Here is a 22,975-nt window from a genome sequence, read left to right as displayed (position 1 = left end):
TACGAAAGGAGATTCTCCTATGAATCCTTATGAAGTACTTTTAAGTAACAAAGCCTTTGCGATTATTGGTGCCAGTAATGACGAGACACGTATGTCGAATTATGCCTACAAACTCTTAAAATCAAAAGGTAAACATGTATATCCAGTTCATCCAACACTTGAAACATTGGACAATGACCCTGTTTATAAAAAGGTTAGCGACATTCCACAAAATGTTGATGTAGCTGTGTTCTTTGTGAATGCATCTATTGGAATTAATGCATTGGATGATGTTGTTGAAAAAGGAATACAAACGATTTGGTTACAGCCAGGAACTCTTAGCGAAGAACTTGTTAAGAAAGCTGAGTCACTCAATCTAAATATTATTAAAGATTGTGTCATCGCAACCTACAATCGAAACGAAAACTAAAAAAGTTTGGCCAATTGCCAAACTTTTCTTTTACTCTTGTACACAACGGAAACCGATATTACTTGCAGAAGTAAGACGGTCTACCCCGTTTCTGGCTTTTAATCGGTATCGATTACAATACGATTCATGGCAAAGAAATGATCCACCCTTAGCCGCGTAGTAATCAATAGACCCTTGTTGATAAATTTCAATCTGCTCATCAATCGATTCTACTTGTATCTCTTCTCTATCAATTCGGGCTTTATTGGAACATAATTCCCATACATTCCCAATCATCTTTTGAATCCCGTAATCATTGGTATAAAAAGCATCGACAGGAGCAGTTTCATGGTATCCATCTTCCAGTGTATTCTCACTTGGAAAGTCCCCATGCAAGACATTGCATCGATGAATACCATCAAGCTCAAGCTCATTACCCCATGGATACAATGAACCAGACTTCCCGCCTCTTGCCGCAGCTTCTCATTCGATTTCATGAGGCAGCCGTTTTCCTGCCCATTTACAGCAGGAAAGAGCATCACGAGCACTTACATGAACCACTGGATGATTAAGAAGTTGCTCATATGAGCGTTTATCTCCAAAAGGATATTTCCAGTTAGCTCCTTCAACATCTTTCCACCAGTCTAAACCTGGGACGTCTCGATACTTTTCATTTTCCAATAATGACTTAAAGACAAACGATGAACCAACAAGCTCAGCATCTGTAATGTATCCAGTCTCTTCTACAAATTTTCTAAATTGTAAATTTGTAACACTTGTAATATCAATCTTGAATGAATCGAGATGGACGTCTTGTTGAAGAAACTCATGGTCCGTATCAAAACCGATATCAGAGTTGTCACCAATACTGTAGCTTCCTTGCGGAATCTGAACCATTAATACATCAGTTTTTGAAAATTCTCTCAATATGTTCGCAACATTTTCATTAGAATTCATTACATTATCTCTGTTAATTGAACAACACTTCATACCTACACCCTCTTTTTCTTATTGTACAATCAAAGAGTATTCAATGCATGGTATGTAATAAAAAAAACTCAGGAAGCTTTGTACTTCCTGAGTCATTTAACTATTTAACAATTAATGTACGTAATTCTTTTAGGCATTCATCAAACTTATTCAATGTAGTATCAATTGCGAGGGTATCATGCATATCTACACCTGCTTTTTTCAAGACATTAATTGGGTAATCTTTACTTCCTGATTTCAAGAATTCAAGATAAGGAGTTGCATCTCCACCGTTATAGATTGTCTCCGAGAAGAGTGTTGCTGCACTGAATCCAGTTGCATATTGGTAAACATAATAGTTGTAGTAGAAGTGTGGAATACGTGCCCATTCGTATCCTATTTCTTTTGTTGATACTTTCTCGCCATAGTAGTATTGATTTAGAGCATAGTATGAATCAATGAGGTAGTCTGCAGTTAATGCTGTACCTTCTTGATCAGCAACATGGATATTATGTTCAAACTCTGCAAATTGAGTTTGACGGAATACAGTTCCTTTAACTGTATCAAGATAATGGTTAAGTAAGTATGCACGAATTTTTGGATCTTCATACTGATCTAACAAGTAGTTAAGTAATAGGTTCTCGTTTGTAGTTGAAGCAACTTCTGCTACAAAGATTGAATAATCTCCATAAATATAAGGTTGATACTTACGAGTAAAGTATGAGTGAACAGAGTGTCCTAACTCATGAGCTAAGGTGAACATGTTATCAATTGTATCACGCCAGTTCATAAGGATGTATGGAGCTGTACCATAAACACCTGAGGAATAAGCACCTGAACGTTTACCTTTATTCTCTTTAACGTCAATCCAACGTTCGTTAAACGCACGTTTTAGGACTGCTGAGTATTCTTCACCCATAACGCTTAATGCTTCGAGAATGATTGCTTTTGCTTCTTCATAAGTAAAGCTTAAGTCTACATCATCAACCATTGGAGTATACAGGTCATACATTTGAATGTCTTCTAAACCAAGTGCATCTTGACGTAATGCTACATAATCATGAAGTAAATGAATATTCTTGTGAATTCCATCGATTAAGTTTTGGTGAACGGCTTCATCAATATCATTTCCAAATAAAGCTTGATGACGTGCCGACTCATAGTGACGGATTCTAGCACTGTAGTTATGAATCTTCACATTTCCGGACAATGTACTTGCTAAGGTGTTTTTTAGGTCACCATAAGTGTTTTGCATTGCTTTAAATGCGCGTTCACGTAAATCACGATTAGGATTTTCCATCATTAATGAATAAATACCATGCGATAACTGAACATCAACGCCATTTTCATCTTTGATTGTTGGGAACTTAATATCGGCATTGTTGATCATACCGAAAGTTGTTGAAGGAATGCTAAAGATTTCTCCTGCTGATGCTAAGAGTTTTTCTTCTTTATCACTTAAAATGTGAGCACGTGATTTAAAGAGTCGATCAAATTCATGAGTATATAATCCTAATGCTTCATTTGACTCAAGAAATCCTCGAATTTGTTTCTCATCGCCTGCTAATAATTCAGTGCTATAAAATGCAAAACTTGCACCAAAATCAGCAACAAGTGACTGAATCTTTGCATTCATTGCTTGATACTTACTGTCAGTTGTATCGACATCAAACATTAGATGTGCATAAACATATAGCATTTCAAGGCGATAGCTCATATCATCACGATATTTTAAACCTGATAGTAATGCATCTGCAGAATCTGTAAGTTTTCCGATAAACCCACTTACATCACCAAGATCTTTACTAAGTTTTTCAAACTCTTGATACCAAGCTTCATCACTTGCGAAGATTGGTGTCAAATCCCAAGTATCTTGTATTGCTACTTCTGAACGTTGTGGTAATTCATATTTATTTGACATTGCATATCCTCTTACTTTCATTAGGGTAAAACCCATTTAAACTATTCTATCATATTCACTCAATAATTTTTGAAAAGTTTTATGAAGTTATCATGACAGCTCGCTAAAAATATCCAATTATGTATTATCGGTTATATGATACTAAGTAAAATAATTTGATATAAAAAAACTCTTACTAAATGTAAGAGTTTTGATTTCGATATGGTGACCCGTACGGGATTCGAACCCGTGAATGCATGCGTGAAAGGCATGTGAGTTAACCGTTTCTCCAACGGGCCATTTATTAATGCCTTTGTATTATAGCAATATATATTCATCGTGTAAAGAGAAAATACATATAAATTAACTTTTTTAAGAAAAGTTTGTTTAAAACACTCTATAATGGGTATAATGTACTTATAAGGAGGACAATCATGGCAAAATATATATACAAAACTACAGGTGATTATCAATCATTCCTCAATGTTTTAGATAATAGCATTCGTTCAATGAGTATTTCAATGAGTTTTGAAGATAGCTATAATTATCATGATGGTACAGTCAATGTGTCTACACGTGTTTATGAACGTTATAGTTATTTTGGAAAGAACCGATTATCCTTAACTGTCACAATCGTTGGAAACGGTGAAGACATAGAAGTTGCAGCAATTACTGCTGGTGGTAGTGAGGCAGTATTCTTCAAGATAAATACTGTCGGAGAAAACAATCTTCTCTATAAATTTAAATCTACTCTAGAAAGTCTTACAAAGACTTGGTAATAATAAGCATCTAAGTAAATTTAGATGCTTTTTTCTTGGCGTAAATAAAAACTCTTACTGGATAGTAAGAGTTAAATATCTTTATGGCGCTTGTTGTAGGACTCGAACCTACGACCCACTGGTTAACAGCCAGTTGCTCTACCTACTGAGCTAAACAAGCATTTTGAACGCCTATAAAATATATCATATAACCAAAGTATTGGCAATATGAAAAGCGCATTTTCCATAAATTATTGTGCTTATTCTCTAGTATCTTCAGTCATATATTTTTTTATGATTGTTGATAGCATTAAAGAATCCGATACGTACGATCCATGATCCTGATTTTCTACTTCTATGTATTCTGAATTAGGGATGGATTGAGCAATCCACTGTGTATGGTCTCTCGTAATGACATCATGTTCTCCTCGAACAACATAGACTTTATTATTAATTCTAGATAAATCATCAGAGCTCAAATTAGGCTCGTCTAGCATCATCTTAAGATATTTATTAGGTTTGTACTTATATTCTTCTTTCATAGCTCTCAAAGCTGTTCCTAGGCCTTCTGGTGTAGCATTAGCTCCCGCAATCATTATGTCAGCTAAAAGATCAGTTTGAGCAATCGCTGCAATCAAAGCTACATTACCTCCATCTGAATAACCAAAGACATGTGGTTTCTTGAGATTTAAAGACTTAATAAAGGATATTAGATCCTCAGCAATATCACCATAGGTAATCTTTTCAAGATTGCTACTTTGACCATGACCACGGCTATCAACTAAATAAAGCGTATAGCTATCACCTAAATACTTTTCAATACCTGTAAATGTGTTATGGTCTTCGCCATTTCCGTGAAGAAAAATAAATGGTTTCGGTCCATTACCTAGAACTTCATAATAGAGTGTTACGCCATTAACTTGTATTTCCATTGAAATCACCTCTAGATTTATCCTAACACAAAACAATAAAAAACTCTTACATAAAGTAAGAGTTGATTTACACATTGGTGACCCGTACGGGATTCGAACCCGTGAATGCATGCGTGAAAGGCATGTGAGTTAACCGTTTCTCCAACGGGCCAAATTAATGGCGCTTGTTGTAGGACTCGAACCTACGACCCACTGGTTAACAGCCAGTTGCTCTACCTACTGAGCTAAACAAGCATGGCCAAGTGCTTATAAAATATACCATACAACAAACGCTTAAGCAAGTACTTTTTAACATTTATTGTAGGGTATTAATTGAAACAGTAACTTCCACTTCTAATATCAAAGCAGAAGTTACCTCAAGACCTTACTTTCAGTGGGTTTTTTAGTATTAATCAAGGTTACTCGAATATTCTATTTCTCCATCTACAATAGATTGATAGTACGAAAATTTGTTTTCAATATATTTTTTGGCTTCTATTATTCTTTGTAATTCTTTATTCAGTTGAGTTTCAGTTTCTTCTAACATTTTCTTCCGATTGTCTATTGTTTCAATTCCACCCATACATAAATTCATATAGTCTTTCATTGACTTTATACTCATCCCACAATTCCTTAAACAAATCAAACCTTTTATCCAGTTTACATCTTTGTCATCAAACACTCGATGATTACTTTGATTTCTTTTATGATTTGGAACCAGTCCTTCAATACAATAATATTTCAAAGTATCATAAGTTAGTCCAGTAATTCCACAAACTTGTTTCATTGTATATATCTCACTCATTATTTACCTGCTTTCTCTTGACCGATAGTAACTCCCGTACTGTATAGTTGTATTATAGATGCTTAGTAACTAATCATCAAGGAGGAAGAATGAAAAATATTGTGTTAAATAACGGTATAGAAATGCCTTCAGTTGGATTTGGTGTATTTCAGATTACTGACTATGACCAATGTGTAAATGCTGTGATCGATGCACTAGGCGTTGGGTATCGACTCATTGATACTGCACAATCCTATGGAAACGAAAAAGCAGTAGGTGACGCAATTGCTAAATCAGGGATACCAAGAGAAGACCTTTTTATTACAACAAAAGTGTGGATTAGTAATTCAGGGTATGAAAAAGCTAAAGAATCAATCCTAAAATCTTTAGAACTAATGAGTTTAGATTATCTTGATCTTGTATTAATTCATCAGCCTATTGGTGACTACTACGGAACTTATAGAGCCATGTCAGATTGTCAAAAAGAAGGATTAATCAAAGCAATTGGCGTTAGCAACTTTTATCCTGATAGACTCGTAGATTTGAGTTTAAACCAAGAAATTATTCCCTCAGTGAATCAAATTGAAGTAAATCCATTTCATCAACAGATAGCAGCAGTTCCTTTTAACAATAAGTATAACGTACAAGTTCAAGCATGGGCCCCTTTTGCAGAAGGACAACATGATATATTCAATAACCAAGTATTGAAAAAGATCGGCAGCAAATATGATAAGACTGTTGCACAAGTAATACTAAGATGGTTACACCAAAGAAACATTGTGCCATTATCAAAAACAATTAACAAAGAAAGAATGAAAGAAAACATTAATATCTTTGACTTTGAACTTTCTGACAGCGACATGGAACTGATTCAATCTCTAGATACAGAGACAAGTTCATTTTTCAATCATCAGACACCGGAAGCAGTTGAACGCCTAGTTTCACTCGTTAGAAATGTGTAAGGGAAATAATTAATGAAAACACTATACTTAATTAGACATGGACAAACATTATTTAATCAACAGAAAAAGATTCAGGGTTTTTGTGACTCCCCTCTTACAGAACTTGGGAAAAAACAAGCACTAATAGCTAAAGATAATATTTCAAGTCTGAACATCACATTTAATGAAGCATATTGTTCAACTTCTGAACGAGCAGTAGACACTTTAGAATTGATAACTGATATTCCATATACGAGAGAAAAAAATCTAAGAGAGTGGAATTTTGGGAGTTTAGAAGCGGAAGGCGAACATTTAAACCCTCCATTACCCTATCGTGATTTTTTTGTTCAATTTGGGGGAGAAGATGAATTTGATTTTCGCACGAGAATTAGCGAAGCAATACTTAAGATAATGAACACCTCAAAAGGCGACAATATATTGATAGTTTCTCATGGTGCTGCAATTGCACAATTCTATAGAGTTTGGGAAAACAACAGCGAAGTAAAAAGAAACGGTCGAATACAAAATTGTTCAATTTTGAAATATTCATTTTCTAACAATAACTTTGTACTCCAAGAAATAATTAACCATGATTTCAGTACTATTGAATAATATATAAAAAGGTAGAATGTTGATATTCTACCTTTTTATATATTTTATATTACTTGATATTTTAGCGAGATAGATACCACTAATCTCGCTTTGGCAAACAGAATATCGCACTAAACAATAAAATAGTTTGTGGATAATAGAGTGGAAAATCAAAAATTCCATAAATCAAAAAAGCTACAAGAAGTGATAAGGCTAAAGGATAATCAAGATAGTGAGCGTGTTTATAAATAGTCCATAATAATTGACTCATGAATCCTACAATAATCAGAGCCCCTACGATTCCCAAACTTAATAAGATTTCAATATAAAGGTTATGCGCATGAGTGTTATCAAATAAGAAAGCATACGTCATGAGACCTTTACCAAACCAAGGTTCTAGTTTTACAGCTTGTAAGGCAATATCCCACATACTTGTACGAATTGATGTATGGTCTGCAATCTGCATAAAGCGCGGGAATAAGGCTGGATGATTTAAAACAAAAATACCAGCAATGGCCCCAAGGAAAATTGATAATTTCAACTGGGTCCACTTTCTTTGAACAAAAAGAATGAGGAACAATCCAATTACTACCCCTGCCCAAATAGAACGTGTCCCTGTTAAGAATAGCGCATAGCCATTAATAACAAACGCACCTAGGTAAAAGGAGAGTAGGCGATAATTCTTAAATGTTAGTTGAAATTGAATTTGGTTAAAACAGACTAGGATAACGATCATTAAGATAAAAGCATAAAAGTTAGGGTTGTCAAAAGTAGAGTAAGCCCTAAAGTAACCTACACCATATTCTGGTAGTTTCCATGCTGGTAAATGTGAGACATTAAATAAAGCCATTACTTGATTCATTACCTGACTAAACCACTTAGGTTCATAGTGAATAAAGTTAAATAAGAAATTAAGTAATGATGACCACACGATATAATATTGCATCTTCATATAATTACGAGGCGATGTACGGCGTTTTATAGCCGCTACATAAGCAATTACATAGATAATGGCTAAAGATACCCCTAATCCCAACCAGTTCTTTACACTCGCCGCAACTAGGCTTGTATAGAGAATAAATACAGAAATAGTTATGACATTGATGTCGCGATATCGGATTAACTCATAGAGTATGAAGACCCCCATCACAATCATCATGGGATACATTAAGTAATTAGGCAAAAACAGCATCAAAATCAAGAGAAACAATACATTCTCTTGAAAATTATATTTTATGCGTCCTAAAATTGTTAAAGTATCGTTCATAGTCTTTTCCTAGTTAAAAGTGGCAACCATAAGCTGCCACTCGGATTAACGGCTAAGCATCGGTTGATTCTTTTTCTTTTTCAGATTCCGATGGTGCTGTTTGTTTCTCAACCAATTCTTGGATAAATTCTGGTGATTTAGTATCCGATAAGAATGAAGAGAAGGTTTCTTCTGAAGATGAAGTTTTTGATTTCATATAGTATTCAAAAGATTCCTTTTGTTCTTCAGTAGGTTTTAAATAGTTATATACCCCTACTTCTAAATCATACATTTTATGTAAATCATTTGAAGTAAAGTAAGTATCAATAGGTGTAACTTCAGTGACACGTTCATATGCAGAATCTGCAAGTGTTGGATAGCTATCTTTCGCAAACGATTCAGAAACTTTAATATTAACTCGCAGTGTTGCAGTCTCAAGGTTAATAGAAACAGATTCAACACCTTCTATCCCTTGGATACTGGACTTCATGGTCTCAATATTTTCTTTGGTAATCGCTGGGTCTAAATCGCCCTCAAAGCGACTTCCAGTTAGTACTGAACCCGTAGCTAATTTAGCACTGATAATATGATACCCAATATAGGTAGTTGGAATAGCAAGAATAATTAACGAAATGATGATGGCATAGAATGACCAATCTTTCGTTCTGTTAATAGATTTCTTCTTTTTCTTAACTTTTTGATTTACTGTTTTTTGGTTTGGATCTTGTTTTAATGACATTGGAGATCCTCCTTTATGATTCTACTAAATTGTAATGTATTTATTTTCTGTTATCAAGCTCACGAATCACAAATTCATTTGTAAGACGTGGATTAGCTTGTCCTTTTGATAGTTTCATAACTTGACCAACAACGAATTTAATCGACTTATCAAGCCCGTTACGATAGTCATCAATGATTTGTGGATTAGCATCTAAGACACCATTAATCCATGCCATAAGAGTTGCTTCATCGCTGATTTGAACCATTCCTGAGTCTTTAATTACTTTTTTAGGAGACTCACCTTCAATTAACTTCGCAAACACCTGTTTAGCTTGTTTCGAAGAAATTGTATTGGATTCAATAGCATCGATAAAATCAATAAAGAATTCAGGTTTAATCCATTCTTCCATTGATTTATCTTCTTTTTTATCAAGTACTGCCATAATATCTTGAGTTAACCAGTTTACAATTAATTTGTAATGTTTTGAAGAAGCAACTAGCTTCTCGAAATATTCAGATAGCTCAATGTTCTTAACTAAGACATTTGCATCATAATAACTCAAATCATATTCTTCATGATATCGTTGTACTTTTGCGACAGGTAGTTCTTGCGTAAGTGGTTGAAGTAAACTTTCTGGAATACGGATTGGTGGAATGTTTGGTTCCACAAAATATCGATAGTCCACAGCTGATTCTTTGGTACGCATTGATACTGTTTCTTGTGTTTTCTCATCGAAACGGCGTGTTTCAGTAACGATTGCTCCACCTGAAGTTACGACTTCGATATGACGTTCTTTCTCAAACTCAATTGCTTTTTGAATATTACTGATTGAGTTTAAGTTCTTAACTTCTACTTTTGTACCGAATGCTTCTTGTCCTTCTGGACGTATTGAGATGTTTACATCACAACGTAGTGACCCTTCATCCATTCGACCATCAGAAATACCTAAGTAAATTACAAGTAGACGTAGTGCATCTACATAAGCAGCTGCTTCTTCACCGGTTCTGAAATCTGCTTCTGTAACAATTTCCAAAAGTGGTGTACCTGCACGGTTAAAGTCGATACGAGTAATATCACCTTCGTGGAATTGTTTTGCGGTATCTTCTTCCATATGAAGACGGTTAATACGAACACTCTTTAGTTCTTCACCTACGAAGAATTCAAAAGAACCATGGGATCCTAAAGGATAGAATTGTTGAGTTATTTGGTAACCTTTGGGTAAATCAGAATAGAAATAGTTCTTACGATCAAAGCGCATTAATGTATCGATGTCGCATCCTAGAGCTTGTGACAATTTAACACCGTACTCAACTGCAGTCTTGTTAACTTGTGGTAGAGTTCCTGGCATACTAATATCAATTTCATTAATTGCAGTGTTTGCAGGTTGACCGTATCCTAAAGGAGCTCCTGAAAACATTTTTGTTTCTGTTTTAAGTTCACAGTGGATTTCAATCCCAATAACTGCTTCGTAGTTTATCATAAGTTAATTCCTTTCCAGCCAATTAATGCTTCACACTCATTTGCGAATGCAAGAAGTGCTGCTTCTTCAAATGCAGGAGCACTAATGTTTATTCCAATTGGCATTTCATCAATTGTTGTGAGAGGAATTGTAATACTTGGGAATCCCGAGAAGTTATTAATTACCATGTGATTTTCAACAATTGCATATTTTTTGGATGTTTGATCCATAAATGGTCCTTCAATTTTTGGTGCAATTTGTGATGTTGCTAAAGACATCACAACATCTACATCATCAAAGAATTTCTTGTATGTATCAACAATCAAACGACGAACACGTTTTGCTTGATTAAAGATGAGTTCTTGGTTTTCATCATCTAATGCAAATGCACCATAAATAAAGCGTTTCTTCACTTGGGAGTTAAATCCTTCTGTACGAGTTTGGGTCATGATTGATTCTAATGAATCACCGTCATGAGATACACCATAACGAACACCATCAAGGTTTGCATGATTTGCGACTGCTTCAGAATTTGAAATAATATTGTAGATTGGAAGAAGTGCGTTTAGTAACTTCTCATCCATTTCCAAGAGTACTACTTCAGCACCTTTGTCTTCGAGTTGTTTTGTGAATCCATTGAATGCATCAGTAAAACGTGAATCATCAATATAATCATGGATTGATTTAAAGACCCCAACTTTTTTTCCATTTAAATCTGTTGTTAAGAGTTTTGAATACTCAGGAACATCTTTAAATGAACTTGTCATATCAAGATCATCTCGACCTGCCATAACTTCCAATAAGACAGCAGCATCTTCTACATTACGAGTAAACATTCCAACATGGTCTAATGATGATGCATAAGGAATGACCCCGTATCTTGATATACGACCGTATGTTGGTTTTAAACCAACCACACCACAGTATGAAGCAGGTTTACGGATACTATCGCCTGTGTCAGTCCCTGTAGCAGCACGTACTGCGCCACTTGCAACAAGTGCAGCACTACCTCCTGAAGAACCTCCAGAAACGCAACTTAGATCATAAGGATTTGAAACTGGACCTGTTGCAGCACTAAGATTTGTACCACCCATTCCAAGCTCATCCATAGATGCTTTCGCAACAATATGAGCACCAGCATCTAAAAGTTTTTGTGCAGCTGTTGCAGTATAGATTGATTGGTGATTTTCTAAAATCTTTGAACTGGCTGTAGTTAGTGTCCCTACAAGATTGAAGTTATCTTTTAATGCGATATCCCAACCATCAAGAATTCCTTCTGAAGTTGTTTTTAAATCTACAAACGATACAACAGCATTCAAAGACTCGTTAATTTCTTTTAATTTAGACGAACTCATTATTTTTGTACCACCTTTACAATTTCAAAATACTCATCATCGTGACGCGGTGCATTAATAAATGCTTGTTCACGATCAATACGATGATTTTCTACATCATCACGAAGCCATTGAGTCTCTTCCTCAAACGGATAGGACATTGGTTCAATTCCTTGACAATCAATCGCCTGTAATTCTGCAACACTTTTCATTAGTAAATGTCCTTCTTCAATAACTTCTCGGACTTCTTGATCATTCAGTTCGAGCATCAGATCTTTTGATAGTTTTTTTACGAGTTCAATTTCAATTTTTTCCATTTTGCCTCCTAGTAAGAATATGTTACAGATACATCACCATTGTTATTTACGCTAATCATCGCTTTAGTATCTTCGTATACTTTGATATCTACAACGATTGGAACACGATTGTTATCAAGTGTTTGTATCTGAGACATAATATACTGTGTAATCCCGTATAATTCAAGCTCTGTTTTTGAAGCTGTCGTTACTTGGATCTTGTAATTTTGTACTTCTTTGTTGATTGTAAATGCTGTTCCGATAACTCCGACGGTCTCATCTTCAATAAAATCCATGATTTTTCGATTAAATACTGAGAAGTTTCCGTGAGCTTGTGGGATATCTTTTGAAGCAAGTGTTGTGTTTAAAAGATAGTGTCTTTCGGTATCTCGAACAAGGCTTGATGTTTCACGACCCGATTCATAATAACCATGTCCAATATAATATCCTGGTAAGTAGTTTCCAGCAATATTATCATCTACACTGTCTGTTACATAGAATGCAATCATAACAGGTATGTTCTTCACTTCTTCAATACTTCTTAAATACGCATTAAGTTGTACTGATATCATATCGTTCGCAATTTTAAAGAGTGATTCATCACTTACTGAAATAATCTCATCATTAACATCACGATCCACAAATTGCTTTCTATCTAATACGACAGTAACACTCATTCCATCGATTTTTTCACGATTCTTATCTTTATAGAAATTTACTTCATAGAGAGAATGAACAAATCTCGGGTTCTTAATAGTAACTGTTTTCGTGGTGTTACCAGATTTTACTGTTTCATTAAATTCTGTGCCACGTTCCGCATTCAGACCATATTTATAGTTCTCACTCTTAGCATTTACAAGTTGCTTGTAATGGTCTTCATTAATAATTGATCCTTCACTAATAAAGTATGAACTTGGTGAGAAATATTCTTTTGATTTTTCTTGCAGTCTTTTACCAATTTCTAAAGTATCTATCTCACGGTAACCGTGAACATATGTTTGACGAATTGCAGAGGTAGTGAATGGGGTAATGATTGAGTAATCCCCTTTCTTACCACCCACCACTTTATTTATTTCTTCTTCATCATTATTTTCGGTGCTTTTGAAACACCCTGTTAAGCTAAGTGCCACTACTAATAAGATTAAGAATTTTTTCATTGGTCACCTACCTCCTTCAAGAATTCTTCTTCAGTCCATGTTTTAATATTTAATTCTTGTGCTTTTGTAAGTTTAGATCCAGCACTCTCGCCATAAACAACAACATCTGTCTTGGAACTAACACTTCCGATAACACTTCCACCCAGTGACTCAATGAGCTTTTTCGCATCACTTCGCCCCATTGTCTGAAGTGTCCCAGTTAATACAAACTTCATGTCCGCAAACTTACTTGATACCGATATATTCTTATAGTTTGGGTTGAGCCCAAGTTCTACTAATCGATTTACAAGTTGACGGTTCTCTTCAATACTAAAGAAGTTCACAACTGACTTCGCAATCACAGATCCAATTTCTGGAATTTGAGTTAAGACGTCTTCATTAGTATCCATGAGTTCTTGAACATTACCAAAGTAAGAGGCTAGAACTGTTGAGGTCTTGGATCCAACATGACGAATACCTAAGCCAAACAACCATTTTTCAAGAGAGTTCTCTTTACTATCTTCAATTGCTTTTAATAGTTTTGTAACACTTTTCTCTCCCATTTTTTCAAGAGTTTCTAGTACATCAACATGTTCATGTAAAGTATAAATATCCGTAATTGTCGTTAATAATTTCGCATCGTGTAATTGATAGACACGTCTTTCTCCAAGTGTATCAATATTCATTGCTTCTCGAGAAGCAAAGTGTACTAAAGCTTCTGCTACCTTTGCAGGGCAATCAGCATTAATACAGTAAGTATCTGCTTCATCATCTACACGTTCCAGTGTCTCATGACACACTGGACACTGAGTTGGGAATTCGTAAACGGTTTGACTTCCATCTCTTTTTTCAAGATTAACACGAACAATCTCAGGAATAATTTCTCCTGCTTTTCTAACGGAAACACTATCGCCAACACGAATGTCTTTCATTTCAATATAGTCACGGTTGTGCAGTGTCGCATAACTTACTGTACTTCCTGATATTAAGACTGGTGTAAGTTTAGCGTTGGGAGTGATCTTCCCTGTACGACCTACCGTTACAAAGATATCTTCAACGACACTCTCAACTTCTTCCGCTTTAAATTTATAAGCAATCGCAAATCGTGGCGTTCTTACTGTAAATCCTAATGCATCTTGCACATCAAATTCATCAACCTTAATAACAACTCCATCAATATCATAAGGAAGTAACTCACGCATTGCTTCAATTTCTTCAATTCGCTGAATAACTTCTGCCATCGTTGTAACAGTACGGAATTCAGGGTTTGTTTTTAATCCTATTTTCTTTAAGTAAGCGAGTGCTTCTGATTGTTTTCTTAGACCAAGTTCACGAGCATTCACAACGGTATACCAGAAGCCATCCAATCCACGTGTGCGGACTACTTTAGAATCTAACTGTCTCATTGTTCCTGCTGCAGCATTACGGCAGTTCGCAAAGAGTGCTTCACCGTTTTCTTGTCGACGAGCATTCACTTTAAGTAAGGATGCTTGTGGCATAAACACTTCACCACGAACAACGACACTGTCTTCTTGATTAAGACGAAGTGGAATTGAATCAATGACTTTAAGATTCTCACTCACATCTTCTCCAACGGTACCATCACCTCGAGTAACACCAACGGCAAAACGTCCCGCTTCATAATCCATGGACATTGCTAAACCATCAATTTTCAATTCAACAGTATAGTGAATATCTGGATAGGAAGATCGGATTCTCTTATCAAAATCATAGAGATCTTCCTCTGAGAAGGCATTACCAAGTGAATACATTGGATAACGGTGGGTAATCTTTTGGAATCCATCTGCTAATTTACCACCAACTTTTTGTGTTGGTGAGTTTGCATCAGCATACTCCGGATTCTCATGTTCTAATTGGACGAGCTCATTAAAAATAGCGTCGTATTCTATATCTGAAATCACAGGAGCATCAAGAACATGATAAGCATAGTTATGTTTTTCTATTTCTTTTCGTAATGCTTCAATTTTTTCTTTAATCATGACATGCTCTCTTTCTTTCGTAGTCCTGTAAATTTTCGGGAAATTGTTTTTGTACCATGTGGGAAGTTGAACGCAATTCTCATTGTGTCAGCATCCTCATCGACACTAATCACAATGCCTTCCCCAAAATCATCATGGATTACAAGGTCTGCTTTCTTTAGTTTCTTAGCCTTAACACCAACACCATGGCTTGTCTCAAATTGTGAGAAGGTTTCTTTGGCAAGACTGGATAAGTTAAGCCCTTGATTTTCTTTAACTTCATTTACGCCCATCTCTTGTATAAATCGTGATGGCTTACTATACATACCGGATACAAAGCTAAAGCCAGTATTGTTGGTTACATACAATCTGTTCTTAGCACGAGTAATCGCTACATACATTAAGCGACGTTCTTCCTGAATTCCACCAATTCCATCAATGACAGCATTCTTATTAGGGAAAACATTGTCACTCACTCCCATGATAATTACATTTTCAAATTCCAATCCTTTAGCAGCATGAACTGTCATTAAGCGAACATAGTCCCCTTCAACCACTTCATTTTTATCGCCATAAAGGCTTACCATTTGAATGTACGATTCAAGATCTGGTTCATCGTAATTTTGTTCAAAGTGATGCGCATCACTTACTAATTCTTTTAGGTTTTCAATACGTTCAAATTCTTCTTGTTTTTCAAAATGTTGTACCAAACTACTATGCTTCAAGACATCATTCATGATCTCTTCAAGGGTACTTGTAGAAGCAACACTACGGAAACGATGAATTAAATTAACATAGGCTTTTACCTTAGGACTTGCTGTTCCAAGAGCAACATCATCTTCCATTATTTCAAAAATGCTTGCTCCCTTAAGGGCAGCGCGGTCCGCAAAGTTATCTAATGTCTTTTCACCAATACCACGACGTGGCGAAGCAACACTTCGACGAAGTGCTAAATCATCACCATGCGTAATCATTCGCAAATAACTCATCATATCTTTAACTTCAGCATGATCGTAGAAACGTAAGCCACCATAAATCACATATGGAATATGACGTGCCATTAACACTTTTTCAATTGAACGGGATAAGTAATTGGAACGGTACAGTACCGCTGTATTTAAATACGATCCTGTTTCTTCTTTAAGTTCTTCAATCTTACGTACAATCCAATACGACTCCGCTTCAACATCATCAAAGCTTTCATAGACAACATCAAAATCACTTTGCTTATTGGCATGAAGGTCTTTATGGGGTCTGTTTTGATTGCATGAGATTAAGCGGTTAGCACGATCGAGGATATGTTGTGTTGAACGATAGTTTTGATTTAAGACGATTGTTTCACTTTCTGGAAACTTCTTCTCGAAATCTACAATAAAATCAACATTCGCACCACGCCATGTATAGATTGTTTGGTCAGGGTCTCCAACGACATACAACTCATTATCTTCCCCTACCAAGGATGTCACGATGCCATATTGAATGTGGTCAACGTCTTGGAACTCATCAACCAAGACAACACGAAAACGTCGTTGCCATTTTTGACGGACGACTTCATGAGTTCTTAGTAAATCATTAACTTTAATTAATAAATCATCAAAGTCGAGAGCGTACAAGTCACGCAAACGATCCACATAGAATTTATAAACGGATGCTTTCTGTTGTTCATAGTAGTTTGAACCTGCAAGCTTACGAGCTTGTTCAACACTTACACTCGCAATTTTATTATTTGATATGTAATTTAATACTTCACGATACGGCAAGGATTTGCGATCATACTCTAAAGTACGATACGCCTCTCTTAAAACAGATTGTTGATCTGCAGTATCAATAATCGTAAAGTTTCTTATTAATCCAACTGCCTCATATTCTTCTCGAATAATACGAACACATAAAGCATGGATTGTTGAAGTATGAACACGAATTGCCTCTGGCAACATTCGCTCCATACGTTCCTTCATTTCATTTGCTGCTTTATTCGTAAAAGTAATCGCGCAGATAGACGAAGGATAATAACCAAGGTCTTTAATTAAGTGAATAATTCGTGTTGTTAAAACACGAGTCTTTCCACTACCTGCCCCAGCAATGACTCGCACATATTGTTTATCCGTAAGCACTGCTGCTTTCTGTTCTTTATTTAAACCTTGCATAAAATCCATAATATCACCTAAATTATTATACCATAGACAAGCCACTCTAATATGTGAGAATTAAGATAAAATTGCGCAGTTCTTACGCATTCGTTATAATAGAGTCGCAAAGAGTTCAAAGCATTGAATAGAACCGGGGTAAAACATGAGAATCACAAATGATTGGAAAGATTTTGAAGTCCTTGATGCAGGGAATGAGATGAAGGTTGAGCGTTATGCTTCAACCATTGTTAAACGTCCAGAACCTACAGCAACATGGAACTTAAGTACAAAGCATATCGACATTGATGCTAGCTTTGATAAAGCGTGGAACATCCATACCAAAGACTTAAATACGCAGATAGCTTACAAGGATTTAAAGTTCTTGATTCGAGGTACTGCTTTTAAACATACTGGTCTATTCCCAGAACAAGCTGTAAACTGGGATTGGATGCGTTCTGTTATTCAAAAGAGTCCCCATGACAATTTACGAATTCTTAATTTGTTTGGTTATACTGGTGGTGCAACTATTGCTTGTGCTAAAGAGAAAAAAGTAGCAGAAGTCGTTCATATTGATGCTTTGAAATCTCTTAATGAGTGGACTCAAGAGAATGTAGGTTTAAATCAACTTAAGGACAAAACAATACGTACGATTACAGAAGATGTCATGAAGTTTTTAGCACGAGAGAAAAGACGTGGACGAACGTACCATGGAATCATAATGGATCCGCCAAGCTTTGGTAGAGGTCCTAAAGGTCAACGTTGGGATATTGTTAAGCAACTGGAACCTCTTTTAAGACTTGCTTTAGAGATTCTTGATAAGGATGCAATCTTTTTAGTACTTAACACTTACTCTACCAATCTAAGTGCACAAAGTGTTAACACAACTTTTAGTAAAGTACTTAAGGAGTTTAACTTCCCACGAAATATTGATACCCAAGCTATTGGACTTCCAATAACTTACCAAGATAAAATCTTACGATGCGGTCAAACTACAAGGTGGTCATTTGATGAAAATTTATTATGAAGATAATCATATTATTGTGGTTGAGAAACCAGTGAATGTTCCAACTCAAGAAGATTCAAGTGGTGACCTAGATCTTCTCACAATGATTAAGGATTACATTAAAGAAGAATATAAAAAGCCGGGTAATGTCTTTCTAGGACTTGTACATCGTTTAGATCGTCCTGTAGGTGGTGTTATGGTCTTTGCGAAAACTTCGAAAGCAGCAAGCAGATTAAGTGACCAAGTCCGTACTCGTAAACTCGATAAAATCTATACTGCTGTCGTTGAAGGGCAAGTAGAAACAGGAACTTACATTGATACTCTTAAAAAGAACAAGAAAACAAACACAAGTTATGTAACAGGGAAAAATGATCCTGAAGGAAAACATGCAGAACTTAGCGTATTAAGCTCCCAGTATTTCCCAAAGAAAGATCTCTCTAAAGTAACAATTTCTTTGAAGACTGGACGTTCCCACCAAATTCGTGTGCAGTTTGCTTCCCGCAAGCACGCCTTATGGGGTGATGCTCGTTACAATAAGAACTCGCAAAGTGGTCAACAAATTGCTTTATGGGCAACAGAACTTAGCTTTTATCACCCTACTACAAAAGAAAAGATGACCTTTACAAGTCATCTACCATCTTCTTATCCTTTTACACTGTGATAGAGCTTTTCAATCTCATCACGACGTGCTTCACAATCTGCTTGGGCAATTTCAAATAACTCAGTGAACTGTTCTTTAGTACCACTGTAACGACTTACTCCAAGTTCTTTAGATGGGTACATATAAACTGCATCACCTGCAGCAACAAGTTCATCAATTTGTTTTCGCTCATCATAATAAACATTAACTCGATTTTCAAAGTCTTGAATCAACTTTGGATACTTACGATATACTGTATTTAACAATAACCGCATGAAGAACCCTTGCGGTTTTCTTACGTAATCTTTTGATTTAGTTGTAATAATCATATGTTTTGTACAACCATACTCAATACTTCTACTTACAGGAATCATGGTTGTAATACCACCATCCATATAATCTTTACCTTCTAAGTGAACACGACGACCAGCAACTGGAAGCGTACAAGCAGCTTGAATGTATTTAGGACAACGAGCAATATCATGCTTGTTTTTCCAAACAGTTTCTTCACCTTCAATATCGTAAACACCGATTTCAATCTCACCAGGAATTTGATCAATTAATTCTAGTGGATAGTCAAGATTCTCGGTAACTTCTTTATATAAGAATTCATAACCTACAACAGTACGCTCATGCAGGATAGGTTTAAGACCAACATTACGACTATCTGCTGCAACATCAATTGCCGCACCTTTTAACGCATCTTTTTTGTCAAGAACATACATCCCGGCATAAAGTGCACCAGATGAAATCCCCACAACATAATCAAAGTACATTTCATTTTCTAAAAGCCAGTAGAGTACTCCAGCAGAGTATGCACCACGCATTCCTCCACCCTCTAATACTAAACCTATTTTTTCCATAACAATCTCCTTACATCAGCCCACTAAATACACGAGCAATCGACCTAAATACTTGAATTACAAAAGGAACAGCACGTGCATCCTCTAAAGTAATTTCAATACTCTTGTTCTCAATTGTTTCAATTGAGTCTTTATAACATGCTTCAATCACAGACTCTTGGAAGAACAGAAGACTACACTCATAGTGTAAGAAGTAACTTCTAAAGTCCATATTGGTTGTTCCTACCATTGCGATTTCATCATCAACAATCACAGTCTTTGAATGAACAAATCCTGGTTCATATTCAAAGATGCGCACTCCATTTTCTAAGAGCTCAAGATAATTTGATTTGGTAACTTGATTTACTATTTTCTTATCGGGTACATGTGGGACGATGATACGCACATCAACACCCGAACGTGCAGCCATCTTAAGAGCTCCAATTAATTCATCACCAATAATTAAATACGGTGTCTGAATGTAAATATAACGTCGAGCATTGGTAATCAAATACATATGAACATCCAAACCTAAATCAAAAGAATCAGTTGGTGCATCTGAGAACGGTAAGACATATCCGCTATATTGGTGCGGTTCAAAATCAAAATGATATTTATAATCCGAAGGATCTTCAATGCGATCAGTATAGTATCGCCAGAACTGCATAAACATTAAGGTTAATGAGTGCACAGCTTCCCCTTCAATCATGACGGCAGTATCTTTCCAGTGACCAAATTTACTATTGATATTCGCATACTCATCAGCTAGATTCATACCACCTACAAAACCATAACGGCCATCAACAACACAAATTTTACGGTGATTACGGTTGTTCATTTGAACTGCTAAACGAGCTATCATTGGATTAAATGCTATTGCTTGTATTCCTATAGCATCACACTCATCTTGAAGCTCTCTAAATAGGGCACAACCCCAATCATCATAAAGAAGTCGAACATCCACACCTTCCTTAACTTTTTGAGCTAAGATATCGCGAATCTCTGTCCAAATCTTACCTTCTTTGATAATAAAATATTCTAGGAAAATAAAAGATTTTGCTTCTCTTAGAGCTTCTTTCATTAACTCGAATTTTTCTTCACCTGAAGGAATATAGACGGAACGTGTATTCTCATAGATTGGAAAATGCGATGCATCAATAACGTATTTTACAAGACGTGTCCATTGCGGCTTCGTTTCGTCAATCGTTTGAATAATATGTTCTGAATCTGTTGGTACAAAAGCATCGTTGGCATACGCATCGGTAATTCGTTCGCGTAGTTTCTTAGGTACCTTTTTTCCACCAAAAAGCAAATAAATAATCGCTCCTATTGGTGGAACTGCTAGAATCACAATTGTCCACGCTAAGCGATATACTGAATTATCGTTACGATTTAAGACATAAATTACGACTAAAATAGATATGACAGTAAAGAATGCATAGATAAATTGATAGTTTAAACTTAAGTTCCATAGTACAGTTACCATGAAAATAAGTTGTAATAACACAATAATACCGACTACCACTATTTTATTCGTTAAAACTCGAAGTAGTGTTTTCATGTAACTCACCATCCCTTTGAAAAATTATACTTGATATGACGACATCTTTGCAAGCACTCCAATATTATAATACTTTACCAAGAGTTAATCTAAAAGATGGATTCAAAGCCACAGACATTTACATCAATTGAGATTTAATGTCTTATTACCAAAAAATAAAGCACCAACTTGGTGCTCTATCATGAATTACTGCTTAAATTTAATCGGTAAACCTCTTTATAAGGCTCTCCCTGTTTGTATATCTCATGATCCTTATCAACAGCAACTGTCTTCTCATAAACAGCCCCAAGACGTTGAATTGTCTTTTGAGAAGGGATATTGTCAGGGTTACAAGTAATTAAGACTTCATGTACATAAGGACGCTTCTCAGCAATCTTCTTAAAGATTTCAAGACAAGCATAGTAAGCGAATGAGTGTCCACGATACGGTGGATAAATGACGTATCCGATGTTGCCATAGAAAAGTAGGTCTCTTCCCGACTCATCACGAAATTCAACACGCCCAACAAAACGGTTCAAACTTGGTGCAAAGATATCATATAATAGTGTATCAATACCTTCGTGATCGTACTGATTCGTGATATCAACAAGTTCTACAATCATGCTTTGAGCTCAAGATTAACTTTATAGAGATAATAAAGTGATGCTGCAGCTACTGCAAATTGAGATAGCATTAATACAATACTTGATGGCATTGCGATTAATAATAAGTTTGGAATGACAAACAATGCAAGAACAGAAACAAATGCAACTAATACATCTTTAATTGGACGTTTTCCGTATACATATAATGTAATCATGCTTAATGCAAATGAGTAAACTAAATATACAAAGATTGCACTTAATCCTACACTTAAGAAATAAGCAGGACCGTTAGTTGATAGTGCTTCTGTCCATGATTCAATAACTTTTACATCAAGAGTTTGAAGCATTTCACTACCTGGACCTTCATTTAATGCGAATGAGAACATAAAGAGGTTTGCGAGAACTAAGATGTTAGTAATCACTGTTAATAACACAAAACCATAACCCATATGTTGTCCTAAATAGCTTGAATATTCGACTTTTTTAGAGATTGCTGGAAGAATTAATAATGATGCTGCTGTTAACGCAGTAGCCATAAAAATACCACCAGTTATACCATTCTTTTGAATCCCAAGATTTGGGAAAACTGCTTCAGATATTGTTAATAAAAGATTTGTCGCCATAAAAAGTAAAAATCCAAATAAAATTCCTTTTAATAATGCTTTATCTTTGCGATAACGAATGACGTAAGCAAATAAAAATATCACAAGTAATGCGATTGCTCCTGCAATCGTAACTTGTTTCATTGTTGATACCATAATACCCTCCTAAAGATTACCTAGATATAGTACCACATAACCATC

At 35.7% G+C, this 22,975-nt stretch carries 21 protein-coding genes, 4 tRNA genes and 1 pseudogene; 6 read left to right on the top strand and 20 right to left on the bottom strand.

What is annotated here, in order from left to right; genetic code table 11:
- Positions 1–19 precede the first annotated feature (19 nt).
- Positions 20–409, top strand: a complete 390-nt coding sequence (locus G7059_RS04360) for a CoA-binding protein (protein ID WP_166080872.1) — start codon at positions 20–22, stop codon at positions 407–409.
- Positions 410–439: 30 nt separating this feature from the next.
- On the opposite strand, the pseudogene G7059_RS10510 reads toward G7059_RS04360, so the two are convergent.
- The 3 genes and pseudogenes from G7059_RS10510 to G7059_RS04340 all read right to left on the bottom strand — a co-directional run bounded on the left by G7059_RS10510 (position 440) and on the right by G7059_RS04340 (position 3,556).
- Positions 440–1,285: pseudogene (locus tag G7059_RS10510) on the bottom strand (formylglycine-generating enzyme family protein).
- Between the two features lie 193 nt (positions 1,286–1,478).
- Complete coding sequence (gene pepF / locus G7059_RS04345; protein WP_166080869.1) at positions 1,479–3,278, bottom strand: oligoendopeptidase F; 1,800 nt, start codon at positions 3,276–3,278, stop codon at positions 1,479–1,481.
- Positions 3,279–3,480: 202 nt separating this feature from the next.
- Positions 3,481–3,556, bottom strand: a tRNA-Glu gene (locus G7059_RS04340).
- 135 nt (positions 3,557–3,691) lie between these two features.
- Between G7059_RS04340 and G7059_RS04335 the strand changes: the two genes are divergently transcribed.
- Positions 3,692–4,036, top strand: a complete 345-nt coding sequence (locus G7059_RS04335) for a DUF6054 family protein (protein ID WP_166080868.1) — start codon at positions 3,692–3,694, stop codon at positions 4,034–4,036.
- An 84-nt stretch (positions 4,037–4,120) separates the two neighbouring features.
- Here G7059_RS04335 and G7059_RS04330 read toward each other — a convergent pair.
- From G7059_RS04330 to G7059_RS04310, 5 genes are all read right to left on the bottom strand, one after another.
- Positions 4,121–4,196 (bottom strand) — tRNA-Asn (locus G7059_RS04330).
- Between the two features lie 79 nt (positions 4,197–4,275).
- Positions 4,276–4,947: an alpha/beta fold hydrolase gene (locus tag G7059_RS04325; RefSeq protein WP_166080867.1), complete on the bottom strand. Its 672-nt coding sequence runs from the start codon at positions 4,945–4,947 to the stop codon at positions 4,276–4,278.
- Positions 4,948–5,022: 75 nt separating this feature from the next.
- Positions 5,023–5,098 (bottom strand) — tRNA-Glu (locus G7059_RS04320).
- Positions 5,099–5,105: 7 nt separating this feature from the next.
- A tRNA-Asn gene (locus G7059_RS04315) sits at positions 5,106–5,181 on the bottom strand.
- A 154-nt stretch (positions 5,182–5,335) separates the two neighbouring features.
- Positions 5,336–5,731 (bottom strand): MerR family transcriptional regulator, encoded by a 396-nt coding sequence (locus G7059_RS04310; protein WP_166080866.1) that lies wholly within the window; start codon positions 5,729–5,731, stop codon positions 5,336–5,338.
- Between the two features lie 89 nt (positions 5,732–5,820).
- On the opposite strand from G7059_RS04310, the gene G7059_RS04305 reads away from it, so the two are divergent.
- Positions 5,821–6,672: an aldo/keto reductase gene (locus G7059_RS04305; protein WP_166080865.1), complete on the top strand. Its 852-nt coding sequence runs from the start codon at positions 5,821–5,823 to the stop codon at positions 6,670–6,672.
- A 12-nt stretch (positions 6,673–6,684) separates the two neighbouring features.
- Entirely contained in the window at positions 6,685–7,263 is a 579-nt protein-coding gene (locus tag G7059_RS04300) for a histidine phosphatase family protein (protein WP_166080864.1), read from the top strand.
- A 79-nt stretch (positions 7,264–7,342) separates the two neighbouring features.
- Here G7059_RS04300 and G7059_RS04295 read toward each other — a convergent pair whose 3' ends face one another.
- From G7059_RS04295 to G7059_RS04260, 8 genes are read right to left on the bottom strand one after another with little or no spacing between them, the layout of a single operon-like run.
- Positions 7,343–8,509, bottom strand: a complete 1,167-nt coding sequence (locus G7059_RS04295; RefSeq protein ID WP_166080862.1) for an O-antigen ligase — start codon at positions 8,507–8,509, stop codon at positions 7,343–7,345.
- Positions 8,510–8,561: 52 nt separating this feature from the next.
- Positions 8,562–9,227, bottom strand: a complete 666-nt coding sequence (locus G7059_RS04290; RefSeq protein ID WP_166080861.1) for a hypothetical protein — start codon at positions 9,225–9,227, stop codon at positions 8,562–8,564.
- Positions 9,228–9,267: 40 nt separating this feature from the next.
- Positions 9,268–10,686, bottom strand: coding sequence for an Asp-tRNA(Asn)/Glu-tRNA(Gln) amidotransferase subunit GatB (gene gatB, locus G7059_RS04285; protein ID WP_166082062.1), 1,419 nt, complete (start codon positions 10,684–10,686; stop codon positions 9,268–9,270).
- The gene (locus G7059_RS04280; protein ID WP_166080860.1) at positions 10,686–12,023 is read right to left on the bottom strand and encodes an amidase family protein; all 1,338 of its coding nucleotides are present in this window, start codon (positions 12,021–12,023) and stop codon (positions 10,686–10,688) included. The genes gatB and G7059_RS04280 overlap by 1 nt, the downstream gene beginning before the upstream one ends.
- A complete protein-coding gene (gene gatC / locus G7059_RS04275) occupies positions 12,023–12,319 on the bottom strand; it encodes an Asp-tRNA(Asn)/Glu-tRNA(Gln) amidotransferase subunit GatC (protein ID WP_166080859.1) in 297 nt (98 codons plus the stop codon). Before gatC ends, G7059_RS04280 begins: the two co-directional genes overlap by 1 nt.
- A gap of 8 nt (positions 12,320–12,327) precedes the next feature.
- On the bottom strand, positions 12,328–13,455 hold the full coding sequence (locus tag G7059_RS04270; protein WP_166080858.1) for a CamS family sex pheromone protein: 1,128 nt from the start codon (positions 13,453–13,455) through the stop codon (positions 12,328–12,330).
- Entirely contained in the window at positions 13,452–15,434 is a 1,983-nt protein-coding gene (gene ligA / locus G7059_RS04265) for an NAD-dependent DNA ligase LigA (RefSeq protein ID WP_166080857.1), read from the bottom strand. Before ligA ends, G7059_RS04270 begins: the two co-directional genes overlap by 4 nt.
- Positions 15,431–17,569 carry an ATP-dependent helicase gene (locus tag G7059_RS04260; RefSeq protein WP_166080856.1) on the bottom strand — a complete coding sequence of 713 codons (2,139 nt, stop codon included), beginning with the start codon at positions 17,567–17,569 and terminating at the stop codon, positions 15,431–15,433. Before G7059_RS04260 ends, ligA begins: the two co-directional genes overlap by 4 nt.
- Positions 17,570–17,705: 136 nt before the next feature.
- Between G7059_RS04260 and G7059_RS04255 the strand changes: the two genes are divergently transcribed.
- On the top strand, positions 17,706–18,566 hold the full coding sequence (locus G7059_RS04255) for a class I SAM-dependent methyltransferase (protein WP_166080855.1): 861 nt from the start codon (positions 17,706–17,708) through the stop codon (positions 18,564–18,566).
- On the top strand, positions 18,550–19,206 hold the full coding sequence (locus tag G7059_RS04250; RefSeq protein ID WP_166080854.1) for an RluA family pseudouridine synthase: 657 nt from the start codon (positions 18,550–18,552) through the stop codon (positions 19,204–19,206). Before G7059_RS04255 ends, G7059_RS04250 begins: the two co-directional genes overlap by 17 nt.
- On the opposite strand, the gene G7059_RS04245 is transcribed toward G7059_RS04250, so the two are convergent.
- The 4 genes from G7059_RS04245 to G7059_RS04230 all read right to left on the bottom strand — a co-directional run bounded on the left by G7059_RS04245 (position 19,188) and on the right by G7059_RS04230 (position 22,930).
- Positions 19,188–20,048 carry a patatin family protein gene (locus G7059_RS04245; RefSeq protein ID WP_166080853.1) on the bottom strand — a complete coding sequence of 287 codons (861 nt, stop codon included), beginning with the start codon at positions 20,046–20,048 and terminating at the stop codon, positions 19,188–19,190. The two genes, G7059_RS04250 and G7059_RS04245, sit on opposite strands and share 19 nt — an antisense overlap.
- Before the next feature lie 10 nt (positions 20,049–20,058).
- The gene (gene cls / locus G7059_RS04240) at positions 20,059–21,588 is read right to left on the bottom strand and encodes a cardiolipin synthase (protein ID WP_166080852.1); all 1,530 of its coding nucleotides are present in this window, start codon (positions 21,586–21,588) and stop codon (positions 20,059–20,061) included.
- 179 nt (positions 21,589–21,767) lie between these two features.
- Entirely contained in the window at positions 21,768–22,190 is a 423-nt protein-coding gene (locus G7059_RS04235; RefSeq protein WP_166080851.1) for a GNAT family N-acetyltransferase, read from the bottom strand.
- Complete coding sequence (locus G7059_RS04230; protein WP_166080850.1) at positions 22,187–22,930, bottom strand: hypothetical protein; 744 nt, start codon at positions 22,928–22,930, stop codon at positions 22,187–22,189. The genes G7059_RS04235 and G7059_RS04230 overlap by 4 nt, the downstream gene beginning before the upstream one ends.
- Between the last annotated feature and the right edge of the window lie 45 nt (positions 22,931–22,975).

Source organism: Erysipelothrix sp. HDW6A (assembly GCF_011400295.1).
Lineage (GTDB): Bacteria > Bacillota_I > Bacilli_A > Erysipelotrichales > Erysipelotrichaceae > Erysipelothrix.
This window is presented reverse-complemented; position numbering and strand designations above follow the sequence as displayed.